The organism is Pseudomonas fluorescens (assembly GCF_003732425.1).
Lineage (GTDB): Bacteria > Pseudomonadota > Gammaproteobacteria > Pseudomonadales > Pseudomonadaceae > Aquipseudomonas > Aquipseudomonas fluorescens_BE.
This window is the reverse complement of the sequence record NZ_MOBX01000003.1, coordinates 36,124-51,745: the sequence shown is the minus strand read 5'-3', so window position 1 is coordinate 51,745 and position 15,622 is coordinate 36,124. Positions and strand designations below refer to the sequence as shown.

The window sequence follows — 15,622 nt, the reverse complement described above, 5'->3', positions numbered from 1 at the left end:
AAAAATCAAGGCTCTGTGGATCCAATTGCGCAAAGCGTCAACGAGCCGTGATTTTCCAGGCGCGGTGGATCTTGGTGTTACGGGCAAAATCCGGATCGATGGTCTGCGCGCTGATTTCCTCGACCGCGTAACGCTCGGCAAGGTTTTCTTCCAACTGGAACTTGCGGAAGTTGTTGGAGAAATACAGCACGCCGCCCGGCGCCAGACGCGCCATGGCCAGGTCGATCAACTGCACCTGATCACGCTGCACGTCGAAGATGCCCTCCATGCGCTTGGAGTTGGAGAAGGTCGGCGGATCGATGAAGATCAGGTCGTACTCGTCACGGCTGCTTTCCAGCCACGCCATCACGTCGCCCTGCTCCAGACGGTTCTTGTCCGAGTAGCCGTTCAGCGACAGGTTGCGGCGTGCCCAGTCGAGGTAGGTTTTCGACAGGTCGACGCTGGTGGTGCTGCGCGCGCCGCCCTTGGCCGCGTGCACGCTGGCGGTCGCGGTGTAGCAGAACAGATTGAGGAAGCGCTTGCCGGCGGCCTCTTTCTGAATGCGCATGCGCATCGGGCGGTGGTCGAGGAACAGACCGGTGTCGAGGTAGTCGGTGAGGTTGACCAGCAACTTCACGCCGCCTTCGCTGACTTCATTGAACTTGCCTTGCGCAGCCTGACGCTCGTACTGCTTGGTGCCGCTCTGGCGCTCGCGGCGTTTGACCACCACGCGGCTCTTGTCGACGTTCAGCGCCTGCGGAATGGCCGCCAAAGCGTCGAACATGCGCGCCGAGGCTTTTTCCGGGTCGATGGATTTCGGCGCAGCGTATTCCTGGACGTGCACCCAATCGTGGTACAGGTCGATGGCCATTGCATATTCAGGCATGTCGGCATCGTAGACGCGGTAGCAATCGATGCCTTCGCGCTTGACCCACTTGCCCATCGCCTTGAGGTTCTTCTGCAACCGGTTGGCAAACATCTGCCCGCCTTCGCTCAAGCGCGGCTGCTCGATCACCGGCGCCGGGGCTGGCGTTGGTTTGATCGGGTTGCCGTTCTTGTTGAACTTGCGCTCTTGCGGCTCGTCCGGGGTCTGATCGTAAGCTGCTTGCTCACGCTCGGCCTGACGCTGTTCCGGGGTACGCCGCTCGCCGGTGACGAACTGATCCGGCAGCACTTTGATCAACAGCAGTTTGCACGGCAGCGCGCCGTTCCAGAACGAATACTGTTTGTGGCTGCGGATGCCCATGCGCTTGCCCAGATCCGGCGCGCCGGTGAACACCGCCGCTTCCCAGTTCAGGCAGGCCTGACGCAGACGCTCGCCAAGGTTCTGGTAGAGGTAGAGCAGGCTGGCTTCGTCACCGAGACGCTCGCCGTACGGCGGGTTGCAGATGACCAGACCTTTCTGGTTCTGATCAGGACGCGGCTCGAAGGTCGCGACTTCGCCCTGGTAGATCTTGATCCACTCGCTCAGGCCGGCGCGCTCAACGTTGTTGCGGCCCGGCTGAATCAGCCGTGGGTCGGCTTCGTAACCGCGAATCCACAGCGGTGGCTTGGCCAGACCGGCAGCGGCACGCTCGACGGCTTCTTCATGGAGTTTTTTCCACAGCGCCGGCACGTGACCCAACCACGCGGTGAAGCCCCACTGCTCACGGCGCAGGTTCGGCGCCATGTCGGCGGCAATCATCCCCGCTTCAACGAGGAACGTACCAACGCCGCACATCGGGTCAGCCAGCGCCCCGCCTTCAGCGGCAATGCGCGGCCAGCCGGAACGGATCAGGATCGCCGCCGCGAGGTTTTCCTTCAGCGGTGCAGCGCCCTGCTGCAAGCGATAGCCGCGCTGGTGCAGGCTGTGGCCGGACAGGTCGAGGGAGAGAATCGCTTCGCCGCGATCCAGACGCAGGTGAATCCGCAGGTCCGGGTTGAGCTTGTCGATCGACGGACGGTCGCCCTGTGGGGTGCGCAGTTTGTCGACGATGGCATCTTTGACTTTCAAGGCGCCGAAGTGGGTATTGTCGATACCCGAGCCATGGCCACTGAATTCAACAGCCAGGGTGCCATCGCTGAGCATGTGATCCTGCCAGTCGATATCGAGCACGCCGTGATACAGGTCTTCAGCGTCTTTCATCGGGAAACGCTTGAGCACCAGCAACACGCGGTTGGCCAGACGCGACCAGAGGCACAGGCGATAAGCGGTTTCCATGGTCGCCATGCCACGCACGGCGGAAGTGTGCTCGCGCGCTTCTTCAAGGCCAAGCCCGACGGCTTCCTCGATGAGCAGGCCTTCAAGGCCTTTAGGGCAAGTGAGGAAGAGTTCGAAACGGTCGGACATGGTATTTCCAGAGCCTTTGGCTAGTGAATCGGCAACGCATTGCCGATCCGGTTTTCAATCAGGCGCTTTTCTAAAAGAACGCCCGCGTGGCACGAAGGTGTGCCGTTCCATCCCCGCTGCTCGGGTTAAAAGAGCTTAGATGCCGGGACAGATAAAAAAGTTGATGACACAAAAAGTCTTAAAGCGACCCTTCGTCGCTTTATACCCCAGCGCAAACGTGGGTCATTCTCACTAAAGAATTAACCCCATCATCCAGCGCGGGGCCGATCATACCGGGGTTTGCTGAAAAACCGTGCATGAAACCCGTCGTTACTTATGGCTGTAGCACTAATTTCGTTACGTCCTTATGACAAAACGATCATTCCCTCGGTGTGACTCATTGGTTAGAACTGAGCACAGGTTGACGTCGCAACGGCGTCAACACCTTGGCTCGCCACGCCGGCAGCGAGCCGCACCATGGCAGGTTTTTTCTGCCAGACCTCGGTTGAGGTCAACGCGACACAAAACAGTCAACAAGTGAGGGAAACACCCTATGAGAAGACTTAAGCGTGATCCGTTGGAAAGAGCATTTTTACGCGGATATCAATATGGCGTTGGTGGCAAATCCCGTGAGCTTTGCCCATTTACTCTACCGTCGGTACGTCAAGCCTGGATTAACGGCTGGCGAGAAGGACGCGGCGACAACTGGGACGGTATGACCGGCACTGCGGGAATCCACAGACTCAACGAACTTCACGCCGTCGGCTGACACAGGGCATTTATTCCGACACGACAATCTGAATTTGTAACGACTTACCATGCACGTCCTTCCCGGACGGCGGGCTCCGGCCCAGGGGCTCCTTCGAGGAGCCCTTTTTATTGCCTGAAAATGCAAATCCCTGTGGCGAGGGAGCTTGCTCCCGCTCGGCTGCACAGCAGTCGCAAATCCTGAATCCTCGCTATACCTGACAAACTTGGGGCTGCTTCGCAACCCAGCGGGAGCAAGCTCCCTCGCCACAGAAGCACTCAGCAATCCTCAGCGCAGGGCGGCGATCGCGTCTACCGACTCACGAATCAGCGCCGGGCCTTTATAGATGAAGCCCGAATAGATCTGCACCAGGCTCGCACCAGCGGTGATCTTCTCGGCCGCATGCTTGCCTTCGGTAATCCCGCCAGCCGCAATGATCGGCAACCGCCCCGCCAACTCACCGGCCAGCACCTTCACCGTATGGGTGCTCTTATCCCGCACCGGCGCACCGGACAAACCGCCCGCCTCGTCACCATGCTCCATGCCTTCAACGCCAACACGGCTGAGGGTGGTGTTGGTCGCGATCACCGCATCCATGCCGGTTTCGATCAGTGCCTGGGCCACCTGCGCAGTTTCTTCATCGGTCATGTCCGGCGCGATCTTGATCGCCAGCGGCACATGCTTGCCGTGACGCAAGGCCAGTTCAGCGCGGCGTGTGGCCAGATCGGCGAGCAATTGCTTGAGCGAGTCGCCAAACTGCAGGCTGCGCAGGCCCGGGGTGTTCGGCGAGCTGACGTTGACCGTCACGTAGCTGGCGTGGGCGTACACCTTGTCCAGGCAGATCAGGTAATCGTCAACCGCGCGTTCAACCGGTGTATCGAAGTTCTTGCCGATGTTGATGCCCAGCACGCCTTTGTATTTCGCCGCAGCCACCCGCGCCAGCAGGTTATCGACGCCGAGGTTGTTGAAACCCATGCGGTTGATGATCGCCTCGGCTTCCGGCAAGCGGAAGATTCGTGGCTTCGGGTTGCCCGGCTGCGGACGCGGGGTCACGGTGCCGATTTCAACAAAGCCGAAACCCAGTTGCGCAAAACCGTCGATGGCCGCGCCGTTCTTGTCCAGACCGGCCGCCAGACCCACCGGGTTCGGGAATTCAAGGCCCATGACGGTGACTGGCTTCTTCGCCGGTGCCTTGCACAGCAAGCCGTTGAGGCCCAAACGCCCACCCGCGCCGATCAGATCCAGCGACAGATCGTGGGAGGTTTCCGGGGAAAGTTTGAACAACAGCTGACGGGCCAGGGTGTACATGGGCGGCAATGACTCGGGCGGCGAAAAGAGGCGGCGATTATAGCCGGGCATCGACCTGCGGCGCGAGGCGCACGCGCAAATCGCTGTCTCTGGCATATGCCTTGCACCCTCCTGGCTATCAGTGCGTCGGCCAATGACGGCAGGCGGGCAAGGACAATGGCGTCGTCTTCGGGGTTTGCCTGCGCAAAGTCCGGGGCGGCGCTTTTTTTTCGAGGTACGTAGGATGAATGAACCTTCGGTAGGGCCACTGGCCTGGGTCAACGGCAGCGATGCCCCGGAAAAAAGCGCGATCAACCTTGGCTTCATGGCCCTGAGCGATTGCGCGTCGGTGGTGGTCGCAGCCACACAGGGCTTCGCCCAGCCTTACGGATTGACGCTGAACCTCAAGCGCCAGACATCCTGGGCCAACTTGCGCGACAAACTGGTCAGCGGTGAACTGGATGCCGCGCACAGTCTGTACGGCCTGATCTACGCCGTGCACCTGGGTATTGGCGGGGTCGCCCCGACTGATATGGCCGTGTTGATGGGCCTCAACCAGAACGGTCAAAGCCTCAACCTCTCCCACGGCCTGCAAAACCTCGGCGTGAACAGTCCTGAAGCACTGGACCGCCACGTGCACCAAAGCCGCGCAAAACTCACCTTCGCCCAGACCTTTCCCACCGGCACCCATGCGATGTGGCTGTATTACTGGCTGGCGAGTCAGGGCATTCATCCATTGCAGGATGTCGACAGCGTGGTGGTGCCGCCGCCGCAAATGGTCGCGCACCTGCAGGCCGGACGCATCGATGGTTTTTGCGTCGGCGAACCGTGGGCGGCCAGTGCGGTGCAGCAGGATCTGGGTTTTACCCTGGCCACCAGCCAGACTATCTGGCCCGATCACCCGGAAAAAGTCCTCGGCTGCACCCGTGAGTTTGTCGAGCAATACCCCAACACGGCGCGGGCGCTGGTGATGGCGATCCTTGAAGCCAGTCGTTTCATCGAAGAAAGCCCGGAAAACCGCCGTAGCACCGCGCAACTGCTCAGCGCTCCGGAATACCTCGACGCACCGGTTTCCTGCATCGAACCGCGTTTTCTCGGTGACTATGCCGATGGCCTCGGCAATCGCTGGCAAGACCCGCACGCGCTGCGCTTTCACGGTAACGGCGAGGCCAATCTGCCGTATCTGTCGGACGGCATGTGGTTCATGACCCAGTTCCGTCGCTGGGGCTTGCTGCGTGAGGATCCGGATTACCTCGCCGTTGCCCGCCAGGTTCAACGCCTGGACGTCTACCGCGACGCCGCCACCGCTGTCGGCGTCGCCGCATGGGGCACGGACATGCGCAGCAGCCAGTTGCTCGACGGCAAAGTCTGGGACGGCAGCGACCCGGCCGCTTACGCGCGCAGTTTCAAGCTGCACGCGTTGAGCGACGATGCTCCCCTTTTCGCCCGCCGCTGACAGGAGACCGCGAACATGTTGCGCATTCTGTTGATCAACGACACAGCGAAAAAAGTCGGCCGCCTGAAAGCTGCGTTGACCGAGGCCGGTTTCGAAGTGATCGACGAGTCTGGCCTGACCATCGACCTGCCCGCGCGCGTCGAAACGGTGCGCCCGGACGTGATCCTGATCGATACCGAGTCACCGAGCCGCGATGTCATGGAACAAGTGGTGCTGGTCAGCCGCGACCAGCCCCGGCCGATCGTGATGTTTACCGATGAGCATGATCCGGGGGTGATGCGCCAGGCGATCAAGTCTGGCGTCAGTGCCTACATCGTCGAAGGCATTCACGCACAGCGTTTGCAGCCGATTCTGGATGTGGCGATGGCCCGCTTCGAAAGTGATCAGGCCTTGCGGGCGCAGTTGCAGGCGCGCGATCAGCAATTGGCCGAGCGCAAGCGCATCGAATTGGCCAAAGGTTTGTTGATGAAGATGAAGGATTGCAATGAGGAGGAGGCCTACACCCTGATGCGGCGCCAGGCGATGAGCCGGCAGCAGAAGCTGATTCAGGTGGCGGAGCAGATTATTGCCATGAGTGAGTTGCTTGGCTGAGGTGTTATGACCACTGAAAGCCCCTCACCCTAACCCTCTCCCAGAGGGAGAGGGTTAGGGTGAGGGGGATGCTCACGCAGTACGCCGACCTGTAGTTTTCTGCTGTGAATCCATAATCGACTCGGTCTTTCAGGTCGATGTTTGGCGCAAGACACCTCGGTCAGTCCCCTCTCCCTATGGGCGGTCCGACGTTTCGGGAGGGCCAGGGTGAGGGGCTTTTGATTTTCAGGCTGTTGGCACAAATCTCGCTATGTAAAACGCACAGGTAACCAACGGCGGTTGCCCCACCCACGACAAAGACGTCGCTCACCCGTTCGCCCCAACCGGCGCTTCAGGGAGCGGCGTTTTTGCGTTTTGGCCCCACAGACCGGGGCCGGTGGTGCGGCCGCGGCGGCGCCCCACCTGCTGTTGCATGACTCCTTTCGAGACTCTTTTCAGCTGAGGTGCGCGATGAATTCAAGCTTCTGGAAATCCGGCCACACCCCGACCCTGTTCGCGGCCTTCCTGTATTTCGACCTGAGCTTCATGGTCTGGTACCTGCTCGGCCCGCTGGCCGTGCAGATTGCCGCTGATTTGCAGCTGACCACGCAGCAACGCGGCCTCGTGGTCGCCACGCCGATCCTCGCCGGTGCGGTGCTGCGTTTTGTGATGGGCATGCTCGCGGATCGGTTATCGCCGAAAACCGCCGGGCTGATCGGCCAGGTCATTGTGATCTGCGCACTGTTCGGTGCCTGGAAACTCGGCATCCACAGTTACGAACAGGCGCTGATCCTCGGCCTGCTCCTCGGCATGGCCGGCGCATCGTTTGCCGTCGCCCTGCCGCTGGCTTCGCAGTGGTACCCGCCGCAGCATCAGGGCAAAGCCATGGGCATTGCCGGTGCGGGCAACTCCGGCACCGTGTTCGCCGCGCTGCTCGCGCCGGTGCTCGCCGCCGCATTTGGCTGGAGCAATGTGTTCGGTTTCGCCCTGATTCCGCTGATCCTGACCCTGGTGCTGTTCGCCTGGCTGGCGAAAAACGCGCCTGAGCGGCCGAAAGCCAAAGCCATGGCCGACTACTTCAAAGCCTTGGGCGACCGTGATAGTTGGTGGTTCATGTTTTTCTACAGCGTCACCTTTGGCGGCTTCATTGGCCTGGCCAGCGCCCTGCCTGGCTACTTCAACGATCAGTACGGTCTGAGCCCGGTGACTGCCGGTTACTACACCGCCGCCTGCGTGTTTGGCGGCAGTTTGATGCGGCCGTTGGGTGGCGCACTGGCTGATCGCTTCGGCGGCATTCGTACATTGCTGGCGATGTACACCGTCGCCGCCGTCTGCATTGCTGCCGTTGGGTTCAACCTGCCAAGTTCCTACGCGGCGCTGGCGCTTTTCGTCTGCACCATGCTCGGTTTAGGGGCAGGCAACGGCGCCGTTTTCCAATTGGTGCCACAGCGTTTTCGTCTGGAGATCGGCGTCATGACCGGGCTGATCGGCATGGCCGGCGGCATCGGCGGTTTTGCCTTGGCGGCCGGCATGGGCGCGATCAAACAGAGCACCGGCAGCTATCAACTGGCCTTGTGGTTGTTCGCCAGCCTTGGCGTGTTGGCGTGGTTTGGCCTGCACGGCGTCAAGCGTCGCTGGAGAACCACTTGGGGTTCGGCGGCAGTGACGGCGGCGCGGGTCTGAACCTTCGATGGCCCTGCAACTGAGTTTTGCCGAAGCCAGCGCCACCGGCCCGCGTGCGGAGAATCAGGACGCTTTGCGCCTGGTCACGCCCGCTCCGGCGCTGGCGGCGAGCAAGGGTTATCTGTTCGCTATCGCCGATGGCGTCAGCCAATGCGCCGATGGCGGACTGGCTGCGCGCTCGACCTTGCAGGCGCTGGCGCTCGACTACTACGCCACGCCGGAAACCTGGAGCGTGGCGCAGGCGCTGGATCGCCTGCTGCTCGCGCAAAATCGCTGGCTGCAGGCCAATGGCGGTGGCCAGCCGTTGCTCACCACGGTCAGTGCTCTGGTCCTGCGCGGCCGGCGCTTTACCCTCGCCCACGTCGGCGATTGCCGGGTGTATCGCTGGCACGCCGACAGCTTGCGGCGGATTTCTGAAGATCATGTCTGGGATCAGCCGGGCATGCAGCATGTGCTCAAGCGTGCGCTGGGGCTGGATCAGCATCTGGTGCTGGATTTTCTCGACGGCGAACTGCGTGAAGGCGAAAGTTTTGTGCTGCTCAGTGACGGCGTCTGGTCGACGCTGGGCGATACCGCGATTGCGGCGATTCTGCGTGATCAACCGGATCTGCACAGCGCCGCGCAAACACTGGTCAACGCCGCACATCTGGCGGGGAGTCAGGACAATGCCAGTGCATTGCTGGTGCGCGTCGATGCGGTGGGTGAAGCGAATATTGGCGATGCATTGATTCATTTGCAGCAATGGCCCCTGCCGCCCGTGCTCAAACCCGGTCAGTCTTTCGAAGGCTGGCAAGTGCTGGACCTTGTCGCTCAGAGCCAGCAATCGCTGCTGTATCGGATTGTCGATGGACAAGGTCAAACGTGGTTGCTGAAAACCCTGCCATCGCGTAACGCCGATGATCCTCACGCCGGGCAGGCGTTGCTGTCCGAGGAGTGGTTCCTGAAACGCGTGGCCGGCCGCCACTTTCCCGAAGTCCATGGCTGCCCACAGCGTCAGCATTTGTACTACGTGATGCGCGAATATTCAGGGACGACGCTGGCGCAGTGGTTCCAGCAGTCCGGCCCATTGCCGCTGGCGCAGTGGCAGGACATCGCCGAGCGCCTGTTGCGCGCGGTCGGGCTGCTTCATCGGCGGCAGATTCTGCACCGCGACATCAAACCGGAAAATCTGCACCTGGGTGACAACGGCGAATTGCGCCTGCTGGATTTTGGCCTGGCGTATTGCCCGGGACTGTCCGAAGACGCGCCGTCGACGCTGCCGGGAACGCCCAGCTATATAGCCCCGGAAGCGTTTCGCGGGGATCCGCCAAGTGCGCAGCAGGATTTGTACGCGGTCGGTGTGACTCTGTATTTCCTGCTCACGGGACATTTCCCCTATGGCGAAATCGAAGCGTTTCAGCGGCCGCGCTTTGGCGTGCCGGTAAGCGCCAGTCGTTATCGGCCGGATCTGCCGGAGTGGCTGGCGCAGAGTCTGGAGCGCGGCGTTGCGGCGGATCCTCAACAGCGCTTCGAAACGGCGGAAGAGTGGTTGCTGGTATTGGAACAAGGTGAACGGCGCAGTCTGAGCGTACGACCCAAGCCGTTGCTGGAGCGTGAGCCGTTGAAGGTCTGGCGGACGATGGCGTTGCTGGCTCTGCTCGGGAATCTGGTGCTGCTGGTTTTGTTGTTTCACGGCTGAGACCGCGTCGCGTCATTCGCGAGCAGGCTCGCTCACACAGGGGTTTTGTGAACGACTCCGATCCACTGTGGGAGCGAGCCTGCTCGCGAAGCGGCCAGCCCAATCACAACAATTCTGTCTGCCTGAATGCCCCACGAACGAGCAACCCGCGTCGATTCGGTGCAAAAAATCCCCGTCAATAACCGCTCCCGCCTAATAAACACGCCATTCCCCCACTTGGCACAACCACTGCATTACCCCAACCAACAAACACATAAAGCCCAACCTTCAACGACGAAGGCTGCGCTTCCCGAGAGAACGGGACCAGGACAAAGGCGTCCTCGCTAGGCAACTAGCGGGACGCCTTTTTTTGTTTGCGCAAAATTTGTCGAGCAAGGCCTGACTGCCCATAAGAGGCCAGCCGCAGCTCCCGGAGAACCTGATGAAAAAACTCAAACTGGTGATGATCGGCAATGGCATGGCCGGGGTCCGCACCCTGGAAGAACTGCTCAAGCTGAGCAACGAACTGTACGACATCACAGTCTTCGGCGCCGAACCGCACACCAACTACAACCGCATCCTGCTCTCGCCGGTGCTGGCCGGTGAACAGACCTTCGAAGAAATCGTCCTCAACGACCTCGACTGGTACCTGGAAAACAACATCAAGCTGTTGCTCAACCGCAAGGTGGTGCAGATCGACCGGGTCAAACGCCGGGTGATCGCCGAGGATGGCACCGAAGCCGAATACGATCGCCTGCTGATCGCCACCGGTTCGACGCCGTTTATTCTGCCGATACCCGGCAACACCCTGCACGGCGTGATCGGCTATCGCGACATCGCCGACACCCAGGCGATGATCGACACCGCGAAAAACCACAAATACGCGGTGGTCATCGGCGGTGGCCTGCTCGGTCTCGAAGCGGCGAACGGCCTGATGCTGCGCGGCATGCACGTCACCGTGGTGCATCTCGGTGAGTGGTTACTGGAACGCCAACTCGACAAAACCAGCGGCCAACTGCTGCAGAGCGCCCTCGAATCCCGTGGCCTGCACTTCCGTCTGTGCGAACAGACCCAAGCCCTTCACGATGCGGGCAATGGCCGGGTCGGCTCGGTGCAATTCAAGAACGGCGACATCATCCCGGCTGATCTGGTGGTAATGGCAGCCGGTATCCGTCCCAACACCGAATTGGCGGAAAAGGCCGGCATCCCCTGCAATCGCGGGATTCTGGTCAACGACACCCTGCAAACCTACGACCCGCGCATCTATGCCATCGGCGAGTGCGCCAACCACCGCGGCATTGCCTACGGCCTGGTCGCGCCGCTGTTCGAACAGGCCAAGGTCTGCGCCAACCACCTCGCCCAACTGGGTTTCGCCCGTTATCAGGGTTCGGTGACCTCGACCAAATTGAAAGTCACCGGCATCGATCTGTTTTCTGCCGGCGATTTCATGGGCGGCGAAGGCACGGAAACCATCACCCTCTCCGACCCGATCGGCGGCGTGTACAAAAAACTGGTGATCAAGGATGACGTGTTGGTCGGCGCCTGTCTGTACGGTGATACGGCAGATGGCGGTTGGTATTTCCGGCAAATCCGTGAGAATCACGCCATCGGCGAGATCCGCGATCACCTGATGTTTGGCGAAAACGCTTTAGGCGACGTAGGACATCAGGGCCAGGACAAAGCCATGGTCATGGCCGACAGCGCCGAAGTCTGCGGCTGCAACGGCGTGTGCAAAGGCACCATCGTCAAAGCCATTCAAGAACACGGACTGTTCAGCGTCGACGAGGTGAAAAAACACACCAAGGCCGCCAGTTCCTGCGGTTCGTGTGCCGGGCTGGTCGAGCAGATCCTGATCAACACCGTCGGCGGCGCAGCTGACGTCAAACCGAAGAGCGAAAAAGCCATCTGCGGTTGCAGCGACCTCAACCACGGCCAGATCCGCCAGGCCATTCGCGAGCAACACCTGCTGACCATCGCCGGGACCATGAGCTACCTCAACTGGCGTACGCCGAACGGCTGCGCAACGTGCCGCCCTGCCCTCAACTATTACCTGATTTCCACCTGGCCCGGCGAAGCCAAGGACGATCCGCAATCACGCCTGATCAACGAACGTGCCCACGCCAACATCCAGAAGGACGGCACCTATTCGGTGGTGCCACGCATGTGGGGCGGCGTGACCAATCCTTCAGAACTGCGGCGAATTGCCGACGTGGCCGACAAGTACAACGTGCCGATGGTCAAGGTCACCGGCGGTCAGCGCATCGACTTGCTCGGCATCAAGAAGCAAGACTTGCCCGGCGTCTGGAAAGATCTCGACATGCCCTCCGGCCATGCCTACGGCAAATCCATCCGCACCGTTAAAACCTGCGTCGGCAGCGAGTTCTGCCGCTTCGGCACGCAGAATTCGACCCAGTTGGGCATCGAGCTTGAGCACGACCTGTTCAACATGTGGTCGCCGCACAAAGTGAAACTGGCCGTCTCCGGATGCCCACGCAACTGCTCGGAAGCGGGGATCAAGGACGTAGGCATCATCGGCGTCGACTCCGGCTGGGAGATGTACATCGGCGGCAACGGCGGGATCAAAACCGAAGTTGCCGAGTTCTTCGTCAAGCTGAAAACCGCCGAGGAAGTCCGCGAATACAACGGTGCGTTCCTGCAGCTCTACCGCGAAGAAGCGTTCTACCTCGAACGCACCGTGCACTATCTGCAACGGGTCGGCATGGAGCACATCAAGAAAGCCGTGCTGGAAGACCCCGAGCGCCGCAAAGCCTTGAACGAACGCCTGCAATTCTCCCTGTCGTTCGAGCAAGACCCGTGGAAAGAACGCCTGGCGCAGCCGCAACTGAAAAAAGAATTCGACGTAATCCCGGTTAAAAATCTGGAGGTGCCAGCATGAACTGGCTGGATATCTGTGCCCTCGACGAGATCAATGCCCTCGGTTCGCGAATCATTGCCGGGCCGAAAGGTGACATCGCGATTTTTCGTACAAGCGACGATGAGGTTTTCGCTCTCGACGACCGCTGCCCGCACAAGGGCGGGCCATTGTCGCAAGGTTTGATCTACGGCAAACGTGTGGCCTGCCCGTTGCACAACTGGCAGATCGACCTGCAAACCGGCGAAGCCCAGGCCCCGGACATCGGTTGCGCGCACCATCACCCGGCCCGGGTCGAGAACGGTCGGGTGCAGTTGTCTCTGCGGGACACCATCTGATGAACCGCCAGACGACCGCCTCGACCTGCTGTTATTGCGGGGTCGGCTGCGGCGTGCTGATCGAGCATGACGGCGAGCACATCCTCGGCGTCAGCGGCGATCCGGCGCATCCGGCCAACTTCGGCAAACTGTGCAGCAAAGGTTCGACCCTGCACCTGACCGGCGACCTTGCGGCCCGCGCGCTGTACCCGGAACTGCGTCTGGGTAAAGGCCTGGCGCGCAGCCGCACCGATTGGGACACCGCGCTGGAACACGCCGCCAACGTGTTCGCCGAGACCCTCGCCGAGCACGGCCCGGACAGCGTGGCGTTTTATATCTCGGGACAGTTGCTGACCGAAGACTATTACGCCTTCAACAAGCTGGCACGGGCGCTGGTCGGTACCAACAACATCGACAGCAATTCACGCCTGTGCATGTCTTCAGCCGTGGTCGGCTACAAGCGCAGCCTCGGCGCCGACGCCCCGCCGTGCAGTTATGAGGATCTGGAACTCAGCGATTGCGTAATGATCGTCGGCAGTAACATGGCCTACGCCCACCCGGTACTTTTCCGTCGACTGGAAGAAGCGAAATCCCGCCGCCCACAGATGAAAGTCATCGTCATTGATCCACGGCGCACCGACACCTGCGACCTCGCCGACCTGCATCTGGCGATTCTGCCCGGCACCGATGTCGCTTTATTCCATGGGATTTTGCATCTGTTGTTGTGGGAAGACTGGATCGACCGCGATTTCGTCAAGGCGCACACCGATGGCCTCGCCGAACTGAAGAGTCTGGTGCGCGATTACACCCCGCAGATGGTTTCGCAGTTATGCGGCATCAGCGTCGAGCAATTGCAGCAATGCGCCGAATGGGTGGGCACTTCGCCGAGTTTTCTGTCGCTGTGGTGCATGGGCCTGAACCAGTCCACGGCCGGCAGCGCGAAAAACAGCGCTTTGATCAATCTGCACCTGGCCACTGGGCAAATCGGTCGTCCGGGTGCAGGACCTTTCTCCCTCACCGGTCAGCCAAATGCGATGGGCGGGCGCGAAACCGGCAGTTTGTCGAACCTGTTGCCGGGCCATCGAGACGCAGCCAACCCTGAACACCGCGCTGAAGTGGCGTCTTATTGGGGCGTTGATCGGTTGCCGGACAGTACCGGTCTCAGTGCCATCGAACTGTTCGAGCAAGTGCGCAGCGGCAAGATCAAGGCGTTGTGGATTGCCTGTACCAACCCTGCGCAATCAATGCCGGATCAACATGCTGTGCGAGCAGCGTTGCAGTCCTGCCCGTTTGTGGTGTTGCAGGAAGCCTTTCGCACCACTGAAACCGCAGCATTCGCCGACCTGCTGCTGCCCGCCGCCAGTTGGGGCGAGAAGGAAGGCTCGGTAACCAATTCCGAGCGACGCATTTCCCACGTGCGCAAAGCCATTCTTCCACCGGGTGAAGCGCGGCCCGACTGGGCGATCACCGTGGATTTCGCACAACGTCTGGAGAAACGTCTGCGCCCCGCTGAATCGAGCCTGTTTACGTTCACGCAACCTGCGCAGTTGTTCGATGAATTCAAAGGCCTGACGCGTGGGCGCGATCTGGATATGTCCGGGATCAGTCACGCGCTGATCGACAAGATCGGACCGCAGCAATGGCCTTTCCCTGTCGGCGCTCGCGAAGGCACGCCGCGACTGTACGAGGACGGTATTTTTCCGACCGCCAACGGGCGCGCGCAATTCATTGCCGACCCGTATCGCGCTGCCAAGGAACAACGTGACGCCCGCTTTCCATTGACGTTGATCACCGGCCGCCTGCGCGATCAATGGCACGGTATGAGCCGCACCGGCACGGCGGCGCAACTGTTTGGGCATGTCAGCGAAGCGGCGTTGAGTCTGCACCCGGACGAACTGCGCCGGCATCGCTTGCAGCCGGGCGATCTGGTCAACCTGAAAAGCCGTCGCGGCGCGGTGATCGTCGCAGTCGCCAGCGATGACAGCGTGCGTCCAGGGCAAGCATTTTTGCCGATGCACTGGGGCGACCGTTTTCTCAAGGGCGGTGTGAACAGCCTGACCCTGCCGGCCTTTGATCCGCTGTCGAAACAACCGGAACTCAAACACAGCGGTGTGCGCCTGGAGCCGGTCAATCTGCCGTGGCAGCTCTTCGCCCTGATCGAGGGTGATGTTCAACGGCATTTCGAGACGCTACGACCGCTCTGCGAGGCATTTTCCTACGTCAGTCTCAGCCTTGTCGGACGTGAACGATCGGCATTGCTGATACGCGCAGCCAGCAGCGAGGCACCCAATGCGCAATTGCTCGGCGAAATCGACCAATGCCTGTCTCTGATCGACGGCCCGGTATTGGCCTATGACGATCCTCGCCGCGCCATTGGCAAACGCGTGCGCATTGAAAACGGCCGGATCACTGCGATCCGATTGGCCGGTGAAACCCTCGCCCAGCATTGGCTGCAAGGGTTGTGGCTGGAAGGCCGCGCGGATGAACAACTGCGGCGCTGGCTATTGGCGCCAATGAGTGCGCCGCCGGGCAGTGCCGGGACGCAGATGGCTGTGGATAAAACCCTGTGCAACTGCAAGAACGTCAGCCTCAACGCGGTCTGCGCCGGCATTCGCCAAGGCCTGGATCTGCAAGGGTTGAAAAGCAATTTGGGGTGCGGCACGCAATGCGGCTCGTGTGTCCCGGAAATAAAACGCTTGCTGGCTGCCGATGTGCAGTCAGTTGCCGTCATCTGATGAGGAAAAC

The 15,622-nt window shown here is 60.8% G+C and carries 10 protein-coding genes; 8 read left to right on the top strand and 2 right to left on the bottom strand.

Going from position 1 to position 15,622, the window contains the following annotated elements; genetic code table 11:
* Positions 1 to 37: 37 nt before the first annotated feature.
* The gene (gene rlmKL / locus BK670_RS03040) at positions 38 to 2,308 is read right to left on the bottom strand and encodes a bifunctional 23S rRNA (guanine(2069)-N(7))-methyltransferase RlmK/23S rRNA (guanine(2445)-N(2))-methyltransferase RlmL (RefSeq protein ID WP_123448553.1); all 2,271 of its coding nucleotides are present in this window, start codon (positions 2,306 to 2,308) and stop codon (positions 38 to 40) included.
* A gap of 532 nt (positions 2,309 to 2,840) precedes the next feature.
* Here rlmKL and rmf point away from each other — a divergent pair.
* Positions 2,841 to 3,056: a ribosome modulation factor gene (gene rmf, locus BK670_RS03035; RefSeq protein WP_003223300.1), complete on the top strand. Its 216-nt coding sequence runs from the start codon at positions 2,841 to 2,843 to the stop codon at positions 3,054 to 3,056.
* A 267-nt stretch (positions 3,057 to 3,323) separates the two neighbouring features.
* Here the strand turns inward: rmf and BK670_RS03030 are convergent, their stop codons facing one another.
* Complete coding sequence (locus BK670_RS03030) at positions 3,324 to 4,343, bottom strand: quinone-dependent dihydroorotate dehydrogenase (RefSeq protein ID WP_123448552.1); 1,020 nt, start codon at positions 4,341 to 4,343, stop codon at positions 3,324 to 3,326.
* A 223-nt stretch (positions 4,344 to 4,566) separates the two neighbouring features.
* Between BK670_RS03030 and BK670_RS03025 the strand changes: the two genes are divergently transcribed.
* The 7 genes from BK670_RS03025 (at position 4,567) to BK670_RS02995 (ending at position 15,612) form a co-directional block, all read left to right on the top strand.
* On the top strand, positions 4,567 to 5,778 hold the full coding sequence (locus BK670_RS03025; protein ID WP_123448551.1) for a CmpA/NrtA family ABC transporter substrate-binding protein: 1,212 nt from the start codon (positions 4,567 to 4,569) through the stop codon (positions 5,776 to 5,778).
* Between the two features lie 15 nt (positions 5,779 to 5,793).
* Complete coding sequence (locus BK670_RS03020) at positions 5,794 to 6,369, top strand: ANTAR domain-containing response regulator (protein ID WP_007916390.1); 576 nt, start codon at positions 5,794 to 5,796, stop codon at positions 6,367 to 6,369.
* Positions 6,370 to 6,819: 450 nt separating this feature from the next.
* A complete protein-coding gene (locus BK670_RS03015) occupies positions 6,820 to 8,031 on the top strand; it encodes a nitrate/nitrite transporter (protein ID WP_123448550.1) in 1,212 nt (403 codons plus the stop codon).
* A 7-nt stretch (positions 8,032 to 8,038) separates the two neighbouring features.
* Positions 8,039 to 9,709 carry a bifunctional protein-serine/threonine kinase/phosphatase gene (locus BK670_RS03010; protein WP_123448549.1) on the top strand — a complete coding sequence of 557 codons (1,671 nt, stop codon included), beginning with the start codon at positions 8,039 to 8,041 and terminating at the stop codon, positions 9,707 to 9,709.
* A gap of 421 nt (positions 9,710 to 10,130) precedes the next feature.
* Positions 10,131 to 12,584 (top strand): nitrite reductase large subunit NirB, encoded by a 2,454-nt coding sequence (nirB, locus tag BK670_RS03005; RefSeq protein WP_123448548.1) that lies wholly within the window; start codon positions 10,131 to 10,133, stop codon positions 12,582 to 12,584.
* On the top strand, positions 12,581 to 12,898 hold the full coding sequence (nirD, locus tag BK670_RS03000; RefSeq protein WP_123448547.1) for a nitrite reductase small subunit NirD: 318 nt from the start codon (positions 12,581 to 12,583) through the stop codon (positions 12,896 to 12,898). The genes nirB and nirD overlap by 4 nt, the downstream gene beginning before the upstream one ends.
* Positions 12,898 to 15,612 (top strand): nitrate reductase, encoded by a 2,715-nt coding sequence (locus tag BK670_RS02995; RefSeq protein WP_123448546.1) that lies wholly within the window; start codon positions 12,898 to 12,900, stop codon positions 15,610 to 15,612. The genes nirD and BK670_RS02995 overlap by 1 nt, the downstream gene beginning before the upstream one ends.
* The last annotated feature ends 10 nt before the right edge of the window (positions 15,613 to 15,622 follow it).